The organism is Pseudoxanthomonas sp. GW2 (genome assembly GCF_000283075.1).
GTDB lineage: Bacteria > Pseudomonadota > Gammaproteobacteria > Xanthomonadales > Xanthomonadaceae > Pseudoxanthomonas.
The window spans coordinates 37,845-57,928 of sequence record NZ_ALIP01000015.1 but is presented as its reverse complement, the minus strand read 5'-3'; the positions used below and the strand labels follow the sequence as shown (position 1 = coordinate 57,928).

Genomic DNA, 20,084 nt, shown 5'->3' with positions numbered 1-20,084 from the left:
CGCTGGCGCTTCTTGCCCTTGTAGCGGCCGGCCTGCATCTCGACCTTCGGGCCGTAGCGGTGCACCACGTGCTGGTTCACGCCGCCCTGCCGGCCCGCAAGCAGGCGCGCAATGAACGCGCCCTGCTCGAGCTTGCGCACGCCGCGGTACACGCTGTAGGTGACGCCCTTCCGGGTCTGCCGGGTACCGGGGTACTGCATCAGGCCGATGCCGCGCTTCCACTGGCCGAACAGGCGCACGCCGCCGAGGCGGGCGCCATCGGGGCGCAGGTAGCGGATGGCCATGTGCTCGCGCACGCGCCCGGCGCGGATGTTGAACTCGCCCTGGATGTCGCGGCGCGCCTCCACAGGCAGCGCCCGGTACAGCGACTGCACGGCGCGCTCCTGGAACCACGGCAGGCGGCTGAGCAGCTCGGCCGGCGCGTTTCGCGCCTGGTCGAAACCATGGATGTCGAAGCCGACACCCTGCAGCTGGCCGCCGCGGCTCTTGGGGCGCTGGAGTTGGGCGGCAGTGACGCTCACCGGCGGTACCCCGTGGTGAAGGTGATCTCGGCCGCGACGAACGGCAGGCCGTCCGGGCGGGGGATGAACGAGGTTGCGCGATACGCCGGCGGCAGCGCGCCGGACGCGGCGACGCTGCCGGCGAGCTGCCGGGCGCCCATCTCGGCCAGCAGGCGCTCGATGTCGTCGGCGCCACGGTAGATCGTCGCCATGGCATTGGCCTGCCCCGACGGCAGCGCGATCTCGATCACGCCCTCCACCGCCACCACGTTGTCCTCGGCAGCCTGAAGGCCCAGCAGGACCACGGTGCAGCGCGCCGCGGCCGGGATCGGGGTCTCGGACAGTTCGGTGCGGACGTCGGCGCCGAAGTCGGTGTGGAACCCGTTGGCCACCCGCACGCGCGCCAGCTCGGTCTTGAGCTGGTTGACGATCTTCTGGGCGATCGCTTCCTCAGCCATGGACGACTACCTTCGCTTCCAGGCCATCGTTCGACAGCGGCGCTTCGACGGTCTTGGTGTGGCTGCCCAGGTGGTCGGTCCAGCTGACCACGTCGCCGGGTACGGGCTCCCACTCGGCCACCTGGAAGGACACCGTGTCGATCAGGCCGTAGACGCGCCCGTGCTCGCCGATGGACTCCTGGCCACGATCGACGATGATGCGAACCGGCACCGCTGCGGCGGCGCCGCGAGTCACCGTGGCATCGGTGCCGAACTGGGCATACAGCGCCGGCAGTGCGTGTGCGGCGAAGTCGTCGTCGAAGCTCATCGCGCCGGCTCCTCATGGCAGGCGTCCACCAGCTGCTGGGCGGCCCTCAGTCGGTCGATGGCGCGGGCGTAGGCGGCGTCGGCTTCGCCCCCGATTCCAAGAACTCGGCCGATAGCTCCGCCTCGGTCTGCAGAGACGTCGGCAGGCCTTCCAGCAGGTTCGGTGCCCGGCCCGGCAGCGGCTGCCGGACAGTCACGCCAGACTGCCCGCACGCGGACAGTGCCGGCAGCAATCCCAGCAGCAGCAGCGCGACCACGCTCGTACGCATCGGCGACCCCCTTGTTGTAGTCGGATTCGGCCTTGGCCTTGGCCTCGGCATAGGTGACGCGGGCCGCGGCCGCCTTTCGCGCGACCTTCGCCGTGGCCTCGGCCAGGTCGGCGAGTACCTGGGCATGGGTGGCGCGGGTCGTGGCATGGGCGAGGCGCTCATTGGCCAGCTGCTGGCGCGGCAGGATGGCGGCCCACCAGATGGCGGCCAGCAGCGCGGCGAGAGCGGCGAACTGCAGCAGCAGGCGTGCGGTGGCGTTGGCGGGCAGCGGGATCATGCGACGGCGCCCTGGCGGCGGTGGCGACGGATCTCCTGTTGCATCTGCACGGTGTAGAGCGCCGCCAGGGAGGCCATGAGGAGGGCGCGCTCCCAAGTGACACCGGCGCCATCCATGAGCACGCGGGAGGCCGAGCACAGCCCGGCGGCGAACACGCCAAGCCGGGCCAGTTGCTGCACGTGGTCCAGGGCGCGGCATGGCCGCGGCGTCATGAGCATGGTGGCCAGCGACGCCAGCGATGTGGCCACCGCGCACACGAGGAACAGGGGCGTCAGGATCATGGGCTCAGCCCTCCACCTTCCGGGTGGCGCCGGTCAGCCGCTTGCCCCACTCGAACAGGTAGCGGATGGACAGGCCCAGCAGGCCGGCGCGAACTTCGATGGGGATCTCGCCGGACCAGTTGAAGCCGGGGAAATGCGGAGCGGCCACCGCCACCAGCGCGGCTGCCACGCCGGTGGCGAAGATGCCGAAAATCAGGCGCGGAACGCGGGCCGGCACGTACTCCGGCTCGAAGTGCAGCGCGGCGACGGCGCCGACGATGGCGGCGGCGACGGCCCACCAGGTGAGGCCGAACGTGACGGCGGCGGCGCCGGCGGTGGCTACCGCCTGGCTGCCGAGGGCGATGGAGTCGTCACGCATGGCTGGTCCCCTTGTGTCGTGCATACGCGGCGGCCAGCCGCGTGTCGTAGCGATTGGCGGCATAGGCCGGGCCGTTGTAGCGGCGGGCGAAATCCGCCCAGTTGCGCGCCTTCAGGGCGCGGTGCATGGCCGGCTCGCTACGGACGAATGCCACGAAGGCGTCCAGGTGGTCGCCCTCGCTGCGGTACATGGCGTTGATGAAGCCCTGCAACGTCAGGTGGCCGGCGGCGGCGTGGTTGAAGCCCATGATCTGGAATAGCCCCCAGCTGGCGGACTGCAGCGCCATCTCGCGGTCCAGCGCGGCGGCCTTCTGCAGGCGGGCGTGCTGCTGAGACAACGGCCCGTAGCCGCCCGGCGTGGCGTTGCTGATGTCCGGGTGCATGGCGCTGTAGAACCCGCTGGTCAGCCGGTGGAACACGTGCCGCTCGAACAGGATCACCGGCTCGCCGGAGTCCAGGAAGCCCGTGCCCCGGGCCTCCACCTCGGTGACCGCGCGCACCGTGGCCACGTCGACGCCCAGCGACGCGGCGGCGCGCTGGTAGTCGGCAGTGGTGATCGTGGGCTTGGTCATCGTGGATCCTGCTGATGGGTGAAGGCCCGCCGCCGCACGCGCCACTCGGGCCTATGCGTGCGGCGGCGGCCGAGGCCTAGCCGGCGGACTTGACCGTGCCGAGGCCCGGAATCAGCTTCACGGCCACGGTGGTGGTCCCGTTGCCCGCCGCCTCGATGGCGATGCCGAAGCTCTCCAGGTCGCCGGTGGCGGTGGAAGCGACGATCACTTCCCCGGCCGACACGTCCCAGTGCACCTTGGCGCCGGCGGGGATGACCGCCGAGGACAGCTTGGGCAGGGTGAAGGCGCCCTCGATCTGGACGGCCACCGGCACTCCTTCCGCGGCGCTGGTCACCGGGATCGCCAGGATCGTGCCCAGGATGAAGGGAACGCCGGCGACTACGCCGCCGGAAGGGGCCGGCACGGTGATGGTGGCGGCGGTGCTGTGCGCGTTTTTCATGTGTGCTCTCCGAGAGCTCAGGGGCCCAAGGCCCGACGATCAGGAAGGAAGCCGCCGCGCTCCCTGCGGAGCGCGACGGAAGTGACGACCGCCTTAGTCGCCGGTGCCCGGGTACGGAGACGGCGAGGCGCTGCCCGGGTTCTTGTAGAGGCCGCGGTGATCGATGGCCTTGGCGCCGAACACGTGGCGGCACTTCACCTGCAGGCCATCGACCTCGAAGCCGGCCTTGGTCTCGGTGAACACGCCCTCGTTGCCTTCCAGGTAGGCGTACTCGATGGTGTCGACCTGGTTCGGGTCGGCGACGCCGTACCACGCGGTGGCGCTGCCGTCGTGCAGGCGCGGCTCCACGATCGGCACCAGCGAGGGGCCGAGCACATTGGCGTCGTTGCCACGGGCGGCCACGATGGCGGCGTTGGTGACCTTGAGCGCGGCCTCCTCCAGCTCCGGCGGAACCAGCAGGAAGCGCGGGCGCACGGTGATGTAGCGGCCCTCAATGCCCTTCTGCAGCAGCATCGCCGCACGCATGGCCGCCAGCGGATTGGCCACGCTCGGGTCGGGGTTGACGGCGTCGATCAGCGCGACGCCCGCGCTGGCGAGGTTGCCGTGGCTGGAGTGGAAGAGGTCGACGTTGTCGGCCATCTTCGGGTTGCCGTTGAGGATCCCGTAGACGATGTCCGATTCCAGGTCGGCCGCGCTGGAGCCGAACAGGGTCGGGATGCGGGTCAGCGCATCCAGGTCATCGTTGATGATGGTTTCCCAGGTGATGTGGACGATGCGGCCATACTTCTGCACGCGGTACTTCTCGGCCGAGTCGCCCAGCTGGCCGTACTCGTACTCGCCGCCCTCGACCACGCGCTTCAGGTTCGGCGCGCCGGATAGCTGGACGCGACTGACTTCCTTGAAGTCCGGCAGGGTGGCCTGGCGGGTCCACGGCACGAAGGTCCGCTGGGTGCGCTCGTAGCCGGCGCGCAGCGTCTTGGTGATGACGTTCTCGAGGATGTACGGGAAGTCGCTGGTGGACTGCAGCGCCAGCACCGCGATCTCGTTGCGCGACATGCCGCGGGTGCGGCGGCCGGCGCGCTCGACGGAGTCGCGGGCCATGTCCATCAGGGTCATGCCGCGGAAGTCCTTCGACTTCTCGTCCAGCTTGTTCTTGCCCGGGTCGTGGCGGTTCAGCACGGCCTGGATGGCGCCCTCGCGGTAGGTGGCCACCTCGTCCTGGCGGCCCGGCTCGGCGCGCGGGCCGCCGGTCGGAGTGGCGTCCTGCTGCTGGCCCAGGAACTGCAGCAGGCGCTGGCCGGCCGCATCCGGGGTCACGTCGTCGTTGTCCAGGCACTCGTCCTGCAACGCGCGCAGCTGTTCGACGTTGAGGTCGGTGCGAGCCAGGAACGGCGCGAACGCCGCGCGGATGGCGCCACGGCGCTGGGCCAGGGCCTTCTTCTGCTCTTCGGTCAGGTTCATCGGGGTATCTCCGGAAGGATTACCGGCATCCGCCGGCGGGGTGTTCGCGGCCGTGGCGGCCGGCGGATTCGGGGGCGTGAGCGCGTCACGCAGCGCAGCGGCAGCCGCACTGGCATCCACGGTCACGGTGAGCGACGACGAGGCAATGGGCGCTGCAGGCTGGGCGGCAGCGGGCTTGCGCGGTGCGCCGCGCAGGGCGGCGGCCACGGCGAGGCCCGCATAGCGCGCCGGAGCGCCGCGGGCGCTGATGCGGTCCAGCAGCAGGCTGGCGTAGGCGCGAGCGTTCTCGTCCGGCTCGCCCTGGTCGTCGTCGTCACTGCCGACGGCATCGGCGAAGCCCTCGGCGACGGCTTCCTCGCCGGTGTAGTAGTGGTCCTCGCCGTCCTGCAGCAGGGCGAGCACGTCCTCGCGGCTCTTGCCCGACTTGCGCATGTAGGCGTCGGCCATGGACTCGCTGAAGGTGTCCAGCAAGTCGGCGTACTGGCGCATCTCCTTCGCATTGCCGTAGCAGCCGCCCCACGGGGCATGGATCATCAGGATCGACGTGGGCGGCATGGTCACGGTGTCGCCAGCCATGGCGATCAGCGAGGCGCTGGACATGGCCACGCCGTCGACGGTGACGGCCTTGGTCGCCTTGTGCCGCTTGAGCGCGTTGTAGATGGCCAGGCCATCGGCGACGCTGCCGCCGTAGCTGTTGATGCGCACGTTGATGGTGGCCACCGACGCGTCCAGCTGGTTGAGCTGCTGGGCGACCGACTGGGCGGTGACCGACTCGCCCCACCAGCTGTCGCCGATTTCGCCGTAGATCAGCAGTTCGTAGGCGTCGCCGCCCTCGCTGACCGGACGCAGCTGCATCAGCGGCTCGATGTGCGGGCGCTGCGGCCCGCGCGGCGCGGCCTGCGGCGGGGACGCCGGCGAGGCCAGAACGGCGGTTGCCAGGAGGGTCTTCTTCACGGGATGTCTCCGGAGGTGCGCACCAGGCGCATGCGGGCTTCCCGCTGCCGGGCCTGGCTCGCGGGCGTGGTCTCGGGATCGGCGGGCTCGGCCGCGCCGGCGGAATTGCCGGTGTCGAGGGAGAAGCCCAGCTCGGCCGCCAGGCGGCGCTCGCGGGCGATCTCCTCGAAGGTGTCCTGCATCCGGTCGCCGCGCTCAGCGATGGAGCGCGTCACCGACTGCACTCGCGACTCGTGCAGCGCACGGAGGCCATCGGCCTCCTTCTTCGGGTCGATCCACGGCATGCGGGGGCCGCGGAAAACGGCCTGGGCCACGGTGGCCGGGTTGATGTGCGGGGGCACCTTGACCCGGCCGGACGCGATGGCGAGATGGACGAAGCGCTCCCAGATGGGCTGAACGAAGCGCGCCACGAAGGTGGCGGTCATCATCCGGTAGCCGTCGTACGCCTCCACCAGCTCCTGGCGCTGGGCGCTGTAGGTGCCGTCGTAGTCGCCGCCCAGCGTGGAGTAGCTCAGACCGATGGCGCGCGAAACCGCGCGCAGCATGGCGCGCCGGAACTGCTCCAGCGCGGTGTTCGGCCGGTTGGCGTTGATCATCTCGATCGCTTCACCGGGCGCGGTATCGGTGAAGATCGCCCCCGCCTCCAGGGTGAAGTCGCGCTCCACCGCCTGCCCGGCCTCGTCGACAGGCGGCGTCCAGCCATCCATGTCCTTGTCGCGCTTGATGTACCAGGCCATCCGCGCGGCGATGCGGGCGGCGATGCGCTCGCTTTCCTCGTAGTCCTTGATGTCCAGCAGCCGGTCGATGGCCGAGGCGAACAGGCTGATGCCGCGCAGGCCGGACAGGCGGCGGCGCACGGCCACGTGGAGCATCCGCTCGGCCGGCACGCGCTTGAGGTCGTTCTCGATGAAGCCGAGGCTGTTGCCCGGGTGGTGGCGGTAGCACCAGTAGGCGATCGGCTGGCCCCACTCGTTGCGCTCGATGCCGGCCTGAATGTTCGGGCTGGTGCGCTCGTGATCGAGCGGCACGACATCCGCCTCGAGCAGTTCCAGCGAGAGCGGGACGCCGGATGCGTGGCGGATCCATTGCGCGTTGCCTTCCACCAGCTGGGTGAACATCTCGCCGTCGCGCAGCCAGGACCGGCAGGCCAGTTCCTGGGCCTGTACCCAGTTCAGCGTGCGGGTGACTTCCGGCGCCCGCGACCACTCGCGGAACTCGTTCAGCAGGTCCCGCGCGAAGTCGTCGTCGATGTCGTCGAACTGCTCGCCGGAGGTGCCATTGCGCGGCGTCGGCTCGATGCTGATGCCGTTGGGGCCGATGATGTTGCGGACCAGCGAGGACAGCGCGCCGTCGACCAGGTCGTAGTTGCGCTCCAGGTCGCGCACCGTCGCGCGGACGGTAGCGGCGTCGCGGACGACCAGCCGCTCGCCCGTGCTGTTGTTCGTGGACTTCTTGCGCCGCTTGGTGCTGCGCCCGCCTTCGTAGCAGGCCAGCACCGAGCGGGCGAACATGCGCCGCGCGGCATAGCGCGGGGCGAACACGGCGATGCCGCGGTCGAGCGCGGACATGCGGACGAGGGAGTGGGAGCGATCCTTGCTCATCGGTCGAACACCGCCGTCCGGTAACGCAGACTGCCGCGGGCTGGCCCCGTGACCTGCGCGGCCGCCAGCTCACTGCGGAGCTGGGCGATGCCCTTGCGGATCTCCGACAGGTCCGCGAGGGTGACCTGGCGGTCGCCGAGGCGGACGCTCTGGCCCGCGAGCACGCGGGCTTCGGCATCCAGGTAGGCGTCCAGTCGCTGTTGTGTGGTCGACATGGACGCGGAAAGCTATCCATGACCGAGTTAAAGGTCACGGAGAAATCGTTAACTATCTTCAGCCCGCGCGGCGGCTGATCTTTGCCCGATTCGGGTGGTACTTGTAGGCCGTCGGTTTCGTGATCCCATGCTTCCGCATGATCTCGGACACCGTGAGCCCGCGGCGCCAATCCTCCGTGACCTGGGCGGCATCCACCGCAGGCTTGGCCCGGTAGGTCACACGCATGCCGGCCAGCAGGTCGAGCTGGACGGCGCAGAGAGCGTCGGCCAACTGCAGGGCCTGGTGCGCCGGGAGGTCGCGCACCGCGTCGCGGATGCGCTCGGCAAAGCCGGTGCGCAGCTGGTCTAGGTATTCATCGGCTTTGGCGTCATCGGCCATGGTCGGGCTCCGTCAGGTCGGGTCGATGACCGCGCCGCGGCGGCGCGGGCGGTGGTGTGTTCCACGGGAATCCAGGTGCGCCGGGCGCGCGGGAACCGGCGGGGGCGGATCGGGCCGTGTTTCACGGGAATCCAGAGGCCGCCGGTCGATCTGGGCCAGCAGCTGCGCGGCCCGGGCGTCCCACTGGGCGTGGGTCCAGCGGTGGAGGCGCAGCTCGGGGTGCAGCGCGGCCGCGTAGGCGTAGACCCAGGTGTCCAGCGGTTCGTTGCGCGGGGCGTTGCGGCGCTTCTCGAAGCGGTTGCGGGTGGGGTTGTAGGTCTCGCTGGTGAGGCCGCCGAAGTAGCTGTCGTCCAGCTGGTTGGAGAAGCGCAGGCGGCGGTCCTCCAGTTCCTTGTCGGCATCGGAAGACAGCCAGCCGTAGAGCATGTGCTTGATGGCCACCGTGCCCACCGGGTAGGCGTGCACGCCCCGCTTGTCCAGCTGGCCGCGCCAGTTGATGTCGTGCAGGCGCGGTTTGCCCAGCGGCGGGGCGTTGTTCGCGGTGGCGCCGAAGATGGCCACGTGGCGGCGCAGCCGGCGCGAGCGAACGAAGGCTTTCACCGCCTCGGTGCGGTGGCCGAGCATGTCCTGGGCGCTGGCCTCCACGCGCAGCACCGCACCGTCGGCGCGCTCGATCGGGCGGCTCAGCAGGTCCACCAGCGCCGCCCACACCTCGTCGTTGGCCGGGTCGCCGGGGAGCTCCACGTAGTCGATCGGCCAGCACACCATGCCGCGGCCCCAGCCAAGGATGTGCACCGCCAGGCGGTTGTCCTGGGTGTCGATGCCGGCGGTGACCGCCAGCACCCAGTTAGGCACCGGCCGCAGCGGCACCGGCTCAGCGCGGTCGGCGACCAGGTTGTGCTTCACCGCGCGCATCGCCGGGTCTTCCCAGGCTTCGGCCAAGCGGTCGTTGACGAACGTCTTGAGCTTGGCCGGATCCGCCTGGGCGTCGCGCCACATGTGCACCAGGTCCAGCCAGCGCGGGCCGAGGCCCAGCGGGTAGTACAGGCAGTTGGCGCGGTAGCCGCGGATCTTGCGCTCCGGGTGCGCCGGCACCCAGCGGCCAGCGGCGATCATCTGCGGCTTCTGGTGTTCCTCGATCACGCCGCCGCACTCGCGGCAGCAGTACCAGCAGTGCGTCGCGTCCGGCGTCCACTGCAGGCCGGACCACTCCAGCGGCTGCTCGTGGCCGCAGTGCGGGCACGGCACGTGCCACTGGCGCTGGTCCGACTTGTCCCAGAGCATGGTCAGGCGGCAGGTGCCGAGGGTGTCCGGCGTGCCCACCTTGAGGCGCTTGTAACCGGTTGGGAACGCCGAGGTGCGACCATCGAGCATGGCATCCGGGTCGTCGCCGCCGCGCAGCTGGTTGGCGAAGGAGGAGAACTCGTCGACCAGAAGCAGCTTCACCGAGGTGGACTTCAGGCGGGTCGGGTTGCCGGCGTGCTCGATGTACAGCTGGCCGCCGAGGAAGTCCTTGAAGAAGCGGCGGTTGCTCGACTCCCTGCTGGCCACACTGGTGAGCACGCGCTGGATCGCCGGCGTCTCCTCCAGCATCGGGTTGAGCTTCTGGTCCACCCACTTGTTCAGGGAGACCTCGCCCGGCAGCGCGACCATGATCGGCCCCGGGTTCTCGCACATGCTGTAGCCGAGGATGTTCGACTCCAGCTCCGACTTGCCGAACTGGATGGGGAACAGGCAGACGACGTCGTGCACCGGGCTGCGCGCGGAGAAGCAGTCCATCGGCTCGACCTGCAGCGGGTTGCGGTCGTTGCGCCAGCGGCCGGGCGTGGAGCTGCCCTTTTGCGAGAGCACGCGATGGCGCTCGGCCCACTCGCTTACGCGCATCGGCTTGCGCGGCGCGATCGCGCGGGCGATCGCCTGGGCGACGATGGTGCGGGCGTCGGCGTAGCCGGCGGCGTTCGGTGCGGCAGCGTTCATGCCTTGGGCTTCCCGATGGAGGCGAAGCGGCGGGCCAGGTCCTCCAGCATGTGCTCGAGGGCGTCCGACAGCATGACGCGCACCCGGTCCTCGTCCGGCTCGGCGGCCAACTGCGGCGCGATCGTGGCGGGGAGATTCTCCAGGGCCGTGCGCAGGGCGGTAGTGGCATCGGCCACGACCTCGGCCACCTGGTCGGCCGGGACCAGCTGCCCGAGCTCGATCTGCTCGTCGCGCAGGGCCTTGCGGGCCAGCGCCTCCTCGCGCTCGGCCTGGGCGCGGGCACGGCGAGTGGAGAGCGCTTCCTCGATCGCCGAGCGGGCACCGGACGCGGTGCCCGCGCCGCCTTCGCCATCCTCGCCCTCCTCGCCGCCTCCGGGCACGGTGGCGCCGCGCGCGGCCGCGTGGCGCGCAGCGACGCCGGCCTTGGTCGGGCTGCGGGTGTCGGCGATCAGGCGCTGCGACTCGGCGACCCGGACGCGCTTGCCGTCCTCCGTCAGCACCAGGCGGCCCTCGCGCTTGAGCTGGGTGACGTAGGAGGGAGATACCCCCAGGAGGTCCGCGAACTCGCGCAGGCCCAGGGTCTCCGGTGCGGGCTGCGGCTCAACCATGCGAAACCTTCCCCTCCCCTTTTTTCCGATGGCTTGAACTGAAGATGGGTGCGCGCGCACGCGAAGCGGCGCTGTGCGGGATCGCGTGCGGGGTCGTGTGCGGGATGCGGCACGCGGAAACCCGCGCCGCGCCTGCGTCTGTGCGGGATGTGCGGCATGTGCGGGGTGTGTCCACGTGTGCGCGCGCGGGCGCGCTCACGGGTGCAGGGCCGTTCCCTCGCACGCACGCGGGCGCGCGATAACCCCGCACATCCCGCACAAGCCTTGCGGCACAAGGCTTCGTGCCCGCACACGATCCCGCCCACGATGCCGCACATCCCGCACACCGGGTCATGGATCACCCCCGAAGTCCTCGTTGGCGCCGGGTTGCGCGCCGTTGAGGTAGGCGTACATCGCCTCCTTCATCTTCTCGATGCTTTCGCCCAGCCAGGTCGACATGGACTGGCCCTCCGGCGGCTGGAAGCCGAACAGGAGCACCGAGGCCGGGTTGGCGATGCTGGCCATCCACCGGTAGCGCTCACGGGACGCGGCGATCGAGCGCCGGCGCTTGATCGTGTCGACGAAGCGCTTCATGGAGGCCGGCTTCACGCCAGTCTTCACGCACCAGTGCTGGTAGACGCGGAACCAGTCCATGGTCAGGCCCGGCTGGTTGCGCAGCGGCGCCAGGTCGCCCTCGACCAGCGCATCGATGAAGTCCACCGGGCTGTCCTGGGCCAGCGCGGTCAGGTCGCGCTTTGCCTCCGACGCCGGTGGCTTGGTGTGCGGGTTGAAGTCGCCGAGGTCCAGGTGCAGCAGGTAGTCATGCAGCGCGGCGATGCCGCCCTCGCGCATTTCCTGCGCCACGGCCTTGTAGTACTCCTCGGGCTTGGGCTGGGCCATCCACAGCACGCAGTGCCGGCGGTCGTCTTCCTCGAGCACCACCGGCATCGATTCGTTCGACAGGAAGACCAGGTTGCAGTGGTTGGCCTCGTCATACGCGGCGATGTGCTTCGGGTTGATGCGGATCATCGTGCCGGTGATCAAAGTCTTGAGCTTGTTCTTGTGTTCGAAGCGATGCGCGCTGGCCACCACCTCGTCGGCGATCAGGAACAGCTTGCGGCTGGCCCAGTCGTTGTGCTTGTCGACCAGCGCGTCCTGGTCGAGGATCCGGCCGTACGGTCCGTAGATGGCCATCACGGCTTCGAAGAACAGGTTCTTGCCGAGGCCTTGGCCACCGTGGACGACCACGGTCGTCTTCATCTTGGCGCCCGGGTGCTGGATCGGGTACGCGCACCACTTCAGGATCCAGGTGTAGAGCTCGCGGCTGTTCTTCTCGCCGCTGCACATGTACTCCAGCAGGCCGAGGATGCGATCGCACTTGCCGGGCTTCGGCTCCGACGGCCAGCCGCCCCACAGGTTGCAGGTGATGTTGGGATCCTCGCCGGCCGGGTCGAAGCCGACCTCCGACTGTCGCACCAGCACCCGGTCCGGGTGTTCCATCCAGGCCTTGTGCACGTCCTGCCGGATGCAGGCGTTGCGCACGTCGCCCAGCGGCAGCAGGCAGTGTTCCTGCCGATCGAACACGGCGCCGTTGCCGCCGTACACGAGCGCGTAGCGCTTCAGCAGTTCGTCGACGCTTTGCAGCGGCCGCAGCGGCGCGCCCCGCCCCCCTGATGTGGAGGAGGAAACGGCGCGCAGCGCCGGTGCCGCCCAACGGAGCTCCGAGAGGCGGGCGGTGACCTGGGCGCCCACGGCGGCCAGGCCCTCCACGGCGTGGAGGTCGTTGAAGTCGGTGAGCTTGCGGCCGTCCTCGAGCCACCGCGCCTGGCGGTCGTCCTCCGCGGAGAACCGCGGCAGGATCCACTCGCCGCCAACGGCGATCGCCGCGGCACTGGCGCCTTCGACACCGCTGTTGCGGTAGCCGTGCGGGTGGCCGCACTCCGGGCAATCCTTCGGGTGCAGCGGCAGGACGATGCGCGCACGGCACTCCGGGTTCTTGCACTTGCCCAGCGTGTCGTCGTCGGCGCAGATCAGGATCTTCGCGCGCTTGAACCGCTTGCGCAGGGCCTCGGCCACCGGCGCCAGGTTGCCAGCGTCGAAGGCACACGCCACGGGGTAGCCGGTGGCCGCGTGCAGGCTGGCCGCGGTGGCGTAGCCCTCCGCGACCAGGACGATCCAGTGCGGCTGGTGGCCCAACAGGTGGAAGTGCCCCTTCTTGGCCAGGCCGGCCGGCCAGAACTCCTTCACCGGCCGCTTGCCCTGCTTCGCCTGGGCGGGCGTGCGCAGGAACTGCAGGCCGTGGATCTTGCCGGCGGTGTCGGTCAGCGGGACGACCGCGGTGCCGTGCTCCGTGAAGCGCACGTCGTAGGCGCCCACGCCCTTGGCGGCAAGGTACGGCGAGTCGCCGTCGCGCTGCAGCCGATCCCACACGCGCGCCGCGTGCGCCGCCGCGGCCTCCGCCTCGGCGCGGCGCTGCTGCTCGGCAAGGCGGTTCGCCTCCTGCCACACGCGCTTCATCGCCGCCCGCTGCTCGTCCGTGATGCGGCCGGTGTCGTCCTTCGGCAGCGCGATCTTCTGCGCGCCGTTGTCGTTGCCGCGCCAGATGCCGTAGCTACCGACGATCAGCAGCCGGTCGACGTTCGGGCTCCACTCCTTGAGCAGGTACCACCCGCGCTTCTCGCGGCCGCCGTCCTGGACGCGAACGCGCACAGGCTTCGGGGTGCCGACGCGCAGGCCCTCGCCCGGCGGGATGATCAGGCCGGCGTCGAGCAGCTGGCGCAGGACGTCGTCGTGGTTGGACGCGATCATTTCAGTAACCCCGCGGCCCACTGACTACCCGGGGATTGCGGCCGTGCTACCCGCATGCCGCCCTGCCCAGGGAGGACCCATGCCCGGTGGGGCCATGCCCCGCGACGACGCAGGGTTACTGAAACGCTCCCTGCCGCCGCCGCCGTCCCACATCCCTCTACCCCAGGGGTGCGGGGATTCCCCTGCCCGAGTTGCATGGTCAGCCGGTGCCCTCGAAACGGAACACACCCTGCGCGGAGCGCCGCGCTTCGTCCTGGAGTCGCCGCGCCTCGAGCTCGGCGAGCATGTCTTCCGACGACCGATTGGCCGGCGGCGAATCGAGCGCCTCGGCGATGGCAGCCATTGCCCGTAGCGCGGCCGGGGTGGGACGCGGGCGTGGATACATCCAGCGCGTGTCCCTGGGCATGGCGGATCAAGCCTCCACCCCGGGCTGCACCGGCTCGACCATCCCAGCCAGGCGCCGCAGCAGCGAAGCGAGCCGGGTCTGCGTGTTGGCCGTGGCTTCCTTGATCAGCTCGTACTCGGCGGCGGTGAGCACGCCGTCCGCCAGGGCGCGGTGGATCACCCCGCCCAGCTCGCCGTGGCCGGCCCACACCGCGGCGACCAGTTCCAGCACCGCCATGTCGCTGGGCTCGCCGTCCGCTTCGCACGGCGCGTCCAGCACGATGCGCCCCGTCTCCGCGGCGAAGGCACGCAGGATCCGGGGATCGCCGGTCAGCTCGGAGATGGCCACCGCCTCGTCGAGGCGCAGGTGGTGCGTGGTGCACCGGGTGTTGATCTTGCTGCGCAGGACCGCACCCGGCATGCCCAGGCGCACGGCGAGCGCCTCCGCCCCGCCGGGGTAGTCGCGCACCACGGCACGAACCGCGTCGGCAACGTTCACCGGGCACCTCCGCGAACGTGGTGCTGCGCGCGGACGGCGTGCACGCTCGGCACATGGAAACGACCACACCCCGCCCTGCCCTCGGCGTCCTGCGCCGGGTCGACGTGCGCCGCGGCACCGAGGAGGTCGCCGCCATCTTCTTCGGCCCGCTGGGCGCCGGCCTGCCGGTAGGATGGGCGTGCGACCACACCACCACTACCGGGGACCGGCATGGAACAGGGGAAAGTGCGCATCAGCCTCGAGGGCGAGTTCTCCGCCACCGAGCTGGAAGAGATCATCGGGCAGCTGGCACAGGCCCGCGCCGCGACGGGGCCGGCGGTGCCGTTGAGCCCGCCGACGGAAATGCACCCGCGGGACATCCTGGTGCAGGACGAGACGAAGTTCGCCATCCGGAAGCTAGCCAACGGCGGCCTCCGGTTCTGGCTCCGCAACGAGGGCATCGGCTGGCTGGCCTTCACCATGACCGCGACCGACGCGACCAGTCTGCGGGAGTTCCTCCTGAAGGAGGGCCTTGGCCAGCACCAGTCGCACTGACGCAGCCACCGCGGGCTGATACGAAAGCGCCAGGACGCCACTGGGGAACGTGCGCTGCAGGTCCATCAGGCTGGGACCTCCACGAAGTGCAGCGGCCGGCCGGCGCGGCGGCGGGCGGCGAGAAGCGCGGCCCACTGGTCGCTGGTCAGCACCAGGTCTTCGACTTCCTCGCCTTCCAGACGCGGCGCCTCCAGCAGGACGGCGACCTCGCTGTTGCCCAGGCGCGGGTCCAGAGGGACGACCGTGCGGGCCCGTGACCGGCGGCTATGCGGCATGGGAATCCCCCTCGTGGGCTGGCGCGTTCGCGGCGGCTCGGGCATTCGGCCCGAAGAGGTCCGGCCGCTTCTGGATGGCCTGCAGCGCCCGCATTTCGGGGATCGGGTCGTCCTCCCCCCACTGGGACACCGCCGCCTGCGTGATGCCGAAGAACGACGCAATGGTCACGTCCCTGGTCTTGGGACCAAGGGCCTCCCGGAGTTGGCGCTTCGTGATCTGGGTCATGGGCCCCGGAGCTTAAGAACGCTTAAGGCCGGAGTCAAGCCCGCGTGAGGCCGCAAAACTTAAGCTGCCTTATGGCTATGCCCCACCCCACCCCCGCCCCCACGACTCTCGGGCAGCGCTTGGCGCACCGGATGGCCGAACGGTCGATGCACGCGGCCGAACTGGCCCGCCGGGCCAAGACCACCGAGGCCACGATCAGCAATTGGCTCAACGACAACGTGCAGCTGGCCCACGTGAAGGCCATGCAGTTGTTCAACATCGCCAACGCGCTGGAGATCGACCCCCAGTACCTCCTGACTGGCGAAGCGCCAAAGGCGGCAAAGGTTCACGAGCCGGGCGCCGAGTACGGGTCGCAGGAATTGAAACGCGAGACCCTCACGCTGGCGATTCAGCTGGCAACCGAGGCAGACGACGCACTCCGCGAGCGCGGCCGCACGTTGCCACCCTCCAAGCGGGCCGAACTGGCGATGCTGGCGATGGAGCTCCTGCAGGAGGGACTGCCGAAGGCGAAGGTGCTGCGCTTCGTCGTGTCAGCTGCGGCCTAGCCGCAAGGGGGAGTTGAATGCACGATGTCGACCTGCAGGCGCGGGTCACCCGGCTGCGCCAGATCATCCAGGAATCCGTGGCCATGCAAGCGCCTCCGAGTGACCTGGAAGTGGATGCATGGCGCCGCTATCAGCACTACGCGGCCAACGACCCGCTGCCCCCCGTAGAGGACAGCGACTACGCGCGCAAGGTCCGCAACATCAACCGCATCGCCTGCACCTACGGGTGGATCCAAGACCTCCAGCACCAACTGGATCGCTTCGGGGCAGCCAGCATCCGCTGCCTGAGCGATGAGCAGCTCGACGCACTCCATAGCCGCATGGTCATGCTGGAGAACTGCGTCCAGGACGGCTGCGACCCGCCCGACATGCCTGCCGCCCGCTGAGCGGGCTTACCGCGTCGTCGCGGTAGGGCTACTGATGTTTTTCCTGACGAGCACGCCAGCGCGGTCGAACACGAACACCGCGCTGTGCCCCTGGGCAGCTGCCTTCCCCGTGAAGCCGTTCGCCTTGCTCACGATGTGCGAGTAGGCCAGGACCGTGGAGCCATCTGCAGCCTGGGTGATGCTGGCGGCCGGGCCCAGCGCAGCTTCCACCTGCGCGCGCGTGGCCACACCTGGCTCGAAGCGCGCGGCGGCCCCCGCGTCGAAGGCGGCGCCCCCTTCCATCGTTACGCAACCCGCTAGAGCGCATACCAGCGCCGCCACCAGTGCCATCCGCATAGCGTCCTCCCCCGTGCCCCGACCAGCGGAAAGCGTATCCAAGCCGCCCTCCGGGGTCCAAACTTAAGGGCGCTTGACTTCCTCGCTTAAGGCCGCTTAAGGTTCCTCCGCCAGCCACTCCCCCGGCTGGCGGGCGACCGGCGGGGCGCCGCCGGTCCATCCCCTGACCGGTTGACGGCCCCTCCCCAGGCCAGCGTGACCCGCCGGCGCCCTCCTTCCACCAGGAGAGCGCCATGTTCGACACCAGCGGCCACCAGCCCCTCGAGCACGAACCCCTGCCGCATGCGGCCACTCGCTGCCTGCACGCCAGCAGCCGCGCCGACCACACCCACGCCGAGGCCCTGCGCCAACACAGCGGCGGCGAGAACCACCGCTGCCTGGAGCGCCGCGCTGTGCGCCTGAAGCGCCACAGCGCCGCTCGCGAGGCCGATGCCGCGGCGCTCAGCCAGGAGGCGCGCCAGGGCGGGCGGTTCGCCAGCACCCGATTCCAGATGCCCAATGGCCTGGAGTTGATGGTGTCGACTTCGCCCTGGGGCGCCTTTGCCTACCTGCGCGCGGCTGGCCGCACCGTGGTCGCCATGGGTCGATCCGGCGCTCCCGTGCTGCGCATGGAGGACGACTGCCTGCTGTTCGGCGACGCCTCCGTCAACCTGTCGGTGGACATCGCCAGCCGCGTGTGCGACTGGCTGCGCTCCAACGACGCCGCTGTGGAGGACCGCCGGTGAGCACCGTCGTCCACCTCCCCTCGGACGTGCGCCGGTTCCACGCGGGGCTGGACGCCGTGCGCCAGCGCGCCCGCCAGCTGGGTTGCACGCCGGAGCGGCGCAGGCTGGCCCTGCAGACCCTGCTGGAGGAAATGCGGGCCGGGCGCTCCAGCGGCGCCGCCGTGGCGCTGGCCAACAGCACCCTGCGCGACTACCCGGCCAGCGGCTGGGCGGGCGGTGCGGCGTGACCGAGTCCACCCGCTCCCGCCGCCTCAAGACGCGCGTGCGCGTCCGCCTGCCGACCGATCTGTACGACGCACTGGTGGTCATCGCCCGCGTGCGCGGTGAGTCGCTGGACGCCACGGTGCGCCGCGCCGCCAGCGAGTACGTGGCCAGTGCTCGCCAGGCCGCCACTCCGGAGGCGCCATGAGCTACCTGCACGCATGCCTGGCCGCCGGCTACGTGGTGCTGGTGCTGGCCGTCATCGCCTTGGTCCGCGGCTCCCGCGACCTCCCGCGTCCGCACTGGAGGGCCCGCTGGTGAGCCTGGCCCTGACCCATATCCCCACCGGCCGCGGCGCCGCCGTGCTGTGCCTGCAGGCGCAGCGGCACATCGTCTGGGCCGGCCTGTACCCGAAGGCCGAGGCCAGGGCCCCGCTGGAGATCGGCGTGGCCGCCCGGCGTACCGGCGTCCGCACCCGCGGCAACCAGCTGCTGGTCGGCGGCCAGGCCTTCCGCTTCCACCACCGCACCCACCTGCGCCGCGCCGTCCTGTGGCTCGAGCGCCGGGGCGTGCGCATCACCACCGAGGTAACCCGATGAGCGAGCTTGAAGCCACGCCCCTGGAGCGGGCGACCGCCGCGCAGATGGCACACGAACTGGCTTGGCGCCGGCAGCGGATCGCCGACCTCGCCGGCCTGCCGATCGAGGCGGCCATGTGGCACGACATCAAGCAGGCCTGCATCGACGAGATGGGCGACTGCGTGGTGGCGATCCGCGCCATGAACGAGGCCGAGCTGGTCCACCAGGCCGCGGCGGCCAACGACGGCATCCTGCGCGGCAACGCCGACCTGGTCAGCGAGTCGGCCATCTACCGCAGCGAGGTGGCCTGATGTACCAGGTTGCCGAGCCGCTACCCGCATCGATTCCCGGCTGCGCCGTGCCGGGCCACCACCCGCACCTGGTGCGCACCCACGGCGCCCCGGCCAGCCACCGCCTGGGTGGCGCCGTGCCGGTCACGTGGCACATCGAGTGCTGCCGCTGCCAGGTGGCCACCGTGCCGCACCCCAGCCGCGCCATCGCCGAATCCCGCTGGACCGACCCGAGCGGCGCCTACCGCATCCCCCTGTCCCAACTCCGCCGTGCCCGCGAGCAGTTCGCTGCCGCGGCGCTGGCGGCCTGACTGGAGCAACCCGCATGCACCTGCAACCGATGATGCGCGCCGCGGTGGTGGCCGCGTACAACACGCCCAGCCGCACCCTCAAGCGCGGCCCCGGTGGCTACATCGCGTACGACAGCACTATCCGCAAGAGCGGACCGGTGCAGTACCAGGCGTTCACCCGCCGCACGATCAACCGCCTGGACGAGGCCGGGCTGGTCACGCTGGACGAGCCCGAGTTCCCCACCACCATCACGCTCAACGCCCGCGGCATCGCCGCGGCGGAGCAGCTGGTCGCCGCGGAGAAGGCGAAGGCGGGTGCAGCATGAGCCTGCGCCGCCGCATCAGCATCCCCGTCGACACCTACGTCGACGTCGACATCGACGAGATCGTCAGCGAGCTGTCCGCAGGCGAGGTGGCCGAGCTGGCGGCCGCCTGCGGCGTGCTGCCCAGCGGCCTGGGCGCCGGCGACGGCGACGATAGCCGCCTGCGCGGCATCGTGGACCAGGCCGAGGCCGCGCTGCGCCGCATGCAGAACGCGCCCCGCGAGCTGCTGGACCTGCTGTACCACGTGCACGGGCGGGCGATCGCATGAGCCTGCAAGCCCAGCTCGACGCCGCCCGCGCGCGCTACCGCGCCCGTCGCGCCAAGGCGCGGCCGCGCCGGAGTGGCAAGCACGCGCTGATCGAGCGCGCTGCCGCCGCGCTCTTCGCCCGCGACTTCCTCAACGACCTGGACGCCCTGCTGTTGAAGCGCGGCGCCACGCTGTGGGTCGTGTGGAAGGGCAAGCGCGGCCAGGTGTACGTGCAGACCGCCGACGGCTACGAGGTGCTGATCGAGTCGCACCGCACCCGCCGCACCGTCACGCCGGATTTCAGCGGCGAGATCGGGCAGCGCATCTACCGGCTGATGGAGCAGCACGACATCACCCTCGCCGCCGCCTGGCGCAACGGGCAGTACGCCCTGCAGGCCGGCAACACCCACGTATCCGACGAGTACTGCCTCTCCCTGGTCCGCTGCGGCGAAGGGCGCAAGGCGCAGTACTGCAATGAGCTGGAGCAGCCCCATGTCTGACCGCCCCACCCCCGTCTCCATCCACGCCACCAGCATCGCCGCCAAGGAGGCCGAGCGGCAGCGCCTGGCCGCCGATGTCGAGGCGTTCCGCCAGCGCGGCAACACCATCGAGGTGCTGACCGGGAACACCGAGCTGCGCGAGGACCGCGACTTCCGTGAGTTCGCGCACCAGCTGGCCCAGCGCAACCGAAAGGCCGGCCGCCGACGAGCGAGCGCGGCGCCCGCATGACGGAACGGCCCGACCGGCCGGTTCGCCAGCTGCACCGCCGCCTCCGCCGCGCCGACCGCCTCCTCCAGGAAGCC

At 70.7% G+C, this 20,084-nt stretch carries 33 protein-coding genes; 13 read left to right on the top strand and 20 right to left on the bottom strand.

Going from position 1 to position 20,084, the window contains the following annotated elements; translation table 11 throughout:
- The 17 genes from B351_RS0101405 to B351_RS0101325 form a co-directional block, all read right to left on the bottom strand.
- Positions 1-521 (bottom strand): hypothetical protein (locus tag B351_RS0101405; protein WP_019397273.1); only part of this gene is annotated, 521 nt, incomplete at its 3' end.
- Complete coding sequence (locus tag B351_RS0101400; protein ID WP_019397272.1) at positions 518-958, bottom strand: hypothetical protein; 441 nt, start codon at positions 956-958, stop codon at positions 518-520. The genes B351_RS0101400 and B351_RS0101405, both read right to left, overlap by 4 nt.
- Positions 951-1,265 (bottom strand): hypothetical protein, encoded by a 315-nt coding sequence (locus B351_RS0101395; RefSeq protein WP_019397271.1) that lies wholly within the window; start codon positions 1,263-1,265, stop codon positions 951-953. The genes B351_RS0101400 and B351_RS0101395 overlap by 8 nt, the downstream gene beginning before the upstream one ends.
- Complete coding sequence (locus tag B351_RS0101390) at positions 1,262-1,810, bottom strand: hypothetical protein (RefSeq protein ID WP_019397270.1); 549 nt, start codon at positions 1,808-1,810, stop codon at positions 1,262-1,264. Before B351_RS0101390 ends, B351_RS0101395 begins: the two co-directional genes overlap by 4 nt.
- Positions 1,807-2,091, bottom strand: coding sequence for a hypothetical protein (locus tag B351_RS0101385; protein WP_019397269.1), 285 nt, complete (start codon positions 2,089-2,091; stop codon positions 1,807-1,809). Before B351_RS0101385 ends, B351_RS0101390 begins: the two co-directional genes overlap by 4 nt.
- A 4-nt stretch (positions 2,092-2,095) precedes the next feature.
- Positions 2,096-2,449 carry a hypothetical protein gene (locus B351_RS0101380; RefSeq protein WP_019397268.1) on the bottom strand — a complete coding sequence of 118 codons (354 nt, stop codon included), beginning with the start codon at positions 2,447-2,449 and terminating at the stop codon, positions 2,096-2,098.
- Positions 2,442-3,020 carry an N-acetylmuramidase family protein gene (locus B351_RS0101375; RefSeq protein ID WP_019397267.1) on the bottom strand — a complete coding sequence of 193 codons (579 nt, stop codon included), beginning with the start codon at positions 3,018-3,020 and terminating at the stop codon, positions 2,442-2,444. Before B351_RS0101375 ends, B351_RS0101380 begins: the two co-directional genes overlap by 8 nt.
- A 76-nt stretch (positions 3,021-3,096) precedes the next feature.
- Positions 3,097-3,459: a DUF2190 family protein gene (locus B351_RS0101370; protein ID WP_019397266.1), complete on the bottom strand. Its 363-nt coding sequence runs from the start codon at positions 3,457-3,459 to the stop codon at positions 3,097-3,099.
- A gap of 93 nt (positions 3,460-3,552) precedes the next feature.
- Entirely contained in the window at positions 3,553-5,874 is a 2,322-nt protein-coding gene (locus B351_RS17060) for a ClpP-like prohead protease/major capsid protein fusion protein (protein WP_019397265.1), read from the bottom strand.
- The gene (locus B351_RS16000; protein WP_019397264.1) at positions 5,871-7,442 is read right to left on the bottom strand and encodes a phage portal protein; all 1,572 of its coding nucleotides are present in this window, start codon (positions 7,440-7,442) and stop codon (positions 5,871-5,873) included. The genes B351_RS17060 and B351_RS16000 overlap by 4 nt, the downstream gene beginning before the upstream one ends.
- Before the next feature lie 29 nt (positions 7,443-7,471).
- A complete protein-coding gene (locus tag B351_RS0101355; protein WP_019397263.1) occupies positions 7,472-7,690 on the bottom strand; it encodes a hypothetical protein in 219 nt (72 codons plus the stop codon).
- A 58-nt stretch (positions 7,691-7,748) separates the two neighbouring features.
- A complete protein-coding gene (locus tag B351_RS0101350) occupies positions 7,749-8,069 on the bottom strand; it encodes a hypothetical protein (RefSeq protein ID WP_019397262.1) in 321 nt (106 codons plus the stop codon).
- Positions 8,070-8,081: 12 nt separating this feature from the next.
- Positions 8,082-10,046 (bottom strand): phage terminase large subunit family protein, encoded by a 1,965-nt coding sequence (locus B351_RS0101345; RefSeq protein ID WP_019397261.1) that lies wholly within the window; start codon positions 10,044-10,046, stop codon positions 8,082-8,084.
- Entirely contained in the window at positions 10,043-10,654 is a 612-nt protein-coding gene (locus tag B351_RS0101340; protein WP_019397260.1) for a hypothetical protein, read from the bottom strand. Before B351_RS0101340 ends, B351_RS0101345 begins: the two co-directional genes overlap by 4 nt.
- A gap of 330 nt (positions 10,655-10,984) precedes the next feature.
- Complete coding sequence (locus B351_RS0101335) at positions 10,985-13,441, bottom strand: DUF5906 domain-containing protein (protein WP_019397259.1); 2,457 nt, start codon at positions 13,439-13,441, stop codon at positions 10,985-10,987.
- 199 nt (positions 13,442-13,640) lie between these two features.
- On the bottom strand, positions 13,641-13,784 hold the full coding sequence (locus B351_RS17500; protein ID WP_019397258.1) for a hypothetical protein: 144 nt from the start codon (positions 13,782-13,784) through the stop codon (positions 13,641-13,643).
- A gap of 69 nt (positions 13,785-13,853) precedes the next feature.
- Entirely contained in the window at positions 13,854-14,324 is a 471-nt protein-coding gene (locus tag B351_RS0101325; RefSeq protein ID WP_019397257.1) for a phage regulatory CII family protein, read from the bottom strand.
- Positions 14,325-14,549: 225 nt separating this feature from the next.
- On the opposite strand from B351_RS0101325, the gene B351_RS0101320 reads away from it, so the two are divergent.
- Complete coding sequence (locus tag B351_RS0101320; protein ID WP_125077006.1) at positions 14,550-14,858, top strand: hypothetical protein; 309 nt, start codon at positions 14,550-14,552, stop codon at positions 14,856-14,858.
- Positions 14,859-14,923: 65 nt separating this feature from the next.
- Here B351_RS0101320 and B351_RS15995 read toward each other — a convergent pair whose 3' ends face one another.
- Together B351_RS15995 and B351_RS15990 are read right to left on the bottom strand one after the other, a co-directional pair.
- Entirely contained in the window at positions 14,924-15,133 is a 210-nt protein-coding gene (locus B351_RS15995) for a hypothetical protein (protein WP_019397255.1), read from the bottom strand.
- Positions 15,123-15,359 carry a hypothetical protein gene (locus B351_RS15990; RefSeq protein ID WP_019397254.1) on the bottom strand — a complete coding sequence of 79 codons (237 nt, stop codon included), beginning with the start codon at positions 15,357-15,359 and terminating at the stop codon, positions 15,123-15,125. Before B351_RS15990 ends, B351_RS15995 begins: the two co-directional genes overlap by 11 nt.
- A 71-nt stretch (positions 15,360-15,430) precedes the next feature.
- Here B351_RS15990 and B351_RS0101305 point away from each other — a divergent pair, with 71 nt between their 5' ends.
- Entirely contained in the window at positions 15,431-15,904 is a 474-nt protein-coding gene (locus tag B351_RS0101305; protein ID WP_019397253.1) for a helix-turn-helix domain-containing protein, read from the top strand.
- Between the two features lie 17 nt (positions 15,905-15,921).
- On the top strand, positions 15,922-16,290 hold the full coding sequence (locus tag B351_RS0101300) for a hypothetical protein (RefSeq protein WP_019397252.1): 369 nt from the start codon (positions 15,922-15,924) through the stop codon (positions 16,288-16,290).
- Positions 16,291-16,296: 6 nt separating this feature from the next.
- Here B351_RS0101300 and B351_RS0101295 read toward each other — a convergent pair whose 3' ends face one another.
- Positions 16,297-16,626 (bottom strand): hypothetical protein, encoded by a 330-nt coding sequence (locus B351_RS0101295; protein ID WP_019397251.1) that lies wholly within the window; start codon positions 16,624-16,626, stop codon positions 16,297-16,299.
- Between the two features lie 233 nt (positions 16,627-16,859).
- On the opposite strand from B351_RS0101295, the gene B351_RS0101290 reads away from it, so the two are divergent.
- From B351_RS0101290 to B351_RS0101240, 10 genes are all read left to right on the top strand, one after another.
- Positions 16,860-17,351, top strand: coding sequence for a hypothetical protein (locus tag B351_RS0101290; RefSeq protein ID WP_019397250.1), 492 nt, complete (start codon positions 16,860-16,862; stop codon positions 17,349-17,351).
- Positions 17,348-17,578, top strand: a complete 231-nt coding sequence (locus B351_RS0101285) for a hypothetical protein (RefSeq protein ID WP_019397249.1) — start codon at positions 17,348-17,350, stop codon at positions 17,576-17,578. The genes B351_RS0101290 and B351_RS0101285 overlap by 4 nt, the downstream gene beginning before the upstream one ends.
- Positions 17,575-17,760, top strand: coding sequence for a hypothetical protein (locus B351_RS0101280; RefSeq protein WP_019397248.1), 186 nt, complete (start codon positions 17,575-17,577; stop codon positions 17,758-17,760). The genes B351_RS0101285 and B351_RS0101280 overlap by 4 nt, the downstream gene beginning before the upstream one ends.
- A 109-nt stretch (positions 17,761-17,869) precedes the next feature.
- Positions 17,870-18,151, top strand: coding sequence for a hypothetical protein (locus B351_RS0101270; protein WP_019397246.1), 282 nt, complete (start codon positions 17,870-17,872; stop codon positions 18,149-18,151).
- Positions 18,148-18,441, top strand: a complete 294-nt coding sequence (locus B351_RS0101265) for a hypothetical protein (RefSeq protein ID WP_019397245.1) — start codon at positions 18,148-18,150, stop codon at positions 18,439-18,441. Before B351_RS0101270 ends, B351_RS0101265 begins: the two co-directional genes overlap by 4 nt.
- Positions 18,441-18,731 (top strand): hypothetical protein, encoded by a 291-nt coding sequence (locus B351_RS0101260; RefSeq protein ID WP_026010214.1) that lies wholly within the window; start codon positions 18,441-18,443, stop codon positions 18,729-18,731. The genes B351_RS0101265 and B351_RS0101260 overlap by 1 nt, the downstream gene beginning before the upstream one ends.
- Before the next feature lie 14 nt (positions 18,732-18,745).
- A complete protein-coding gene (locus B351_RS0101255; protein WP_026010213.1) occupies positions 18,746-19,036 on the top strand; it encodes a hypothetical protein in 291 nt (96 codons plus the stop codon).
- Positions 19,033-19,302, top strand: coding sequence for a hypothetical protein (locus tag B351_RS0101250; protein WP_019397242.1), 270 nt, complete (start codon positions 19,033-19,035; stop codon positions 19,300-19,302). The genes B351_RS0101255 and B351_RS0101250 overlap by 4 nt, the downstream gene beginning before the upstream one ends.
- Positions 19,299-19,781: a hypothetical protein gene (locus tag B351_RS0101245; protein ID WP_019397241.1), complete on the top strand. Its 483-nt coding sequence runs from the start codon at positions 19,299-19,301 to the stop codon at positions 19,779-19,781. Before B351_RS0101250 ends, B351_RS0101245 begins: the two co-directional genes overlap by 4 nt.
- Positions 19,774-20,010, top strand: coding sequence for a hypothetical protein (locus B351_RS0101240; protein WP_019397240.1), 237 nt, complete (start codon positions 19,774-19,776; stop codon positions 20,008-20,010). Before B351_RS0101245 ends, B351_RS0101240 begins: the two co-directional genes overlap by 8 nt.
- The last annotated feature ends 74 nt before the right edge of the window (positions 20,011-20,084 follow it).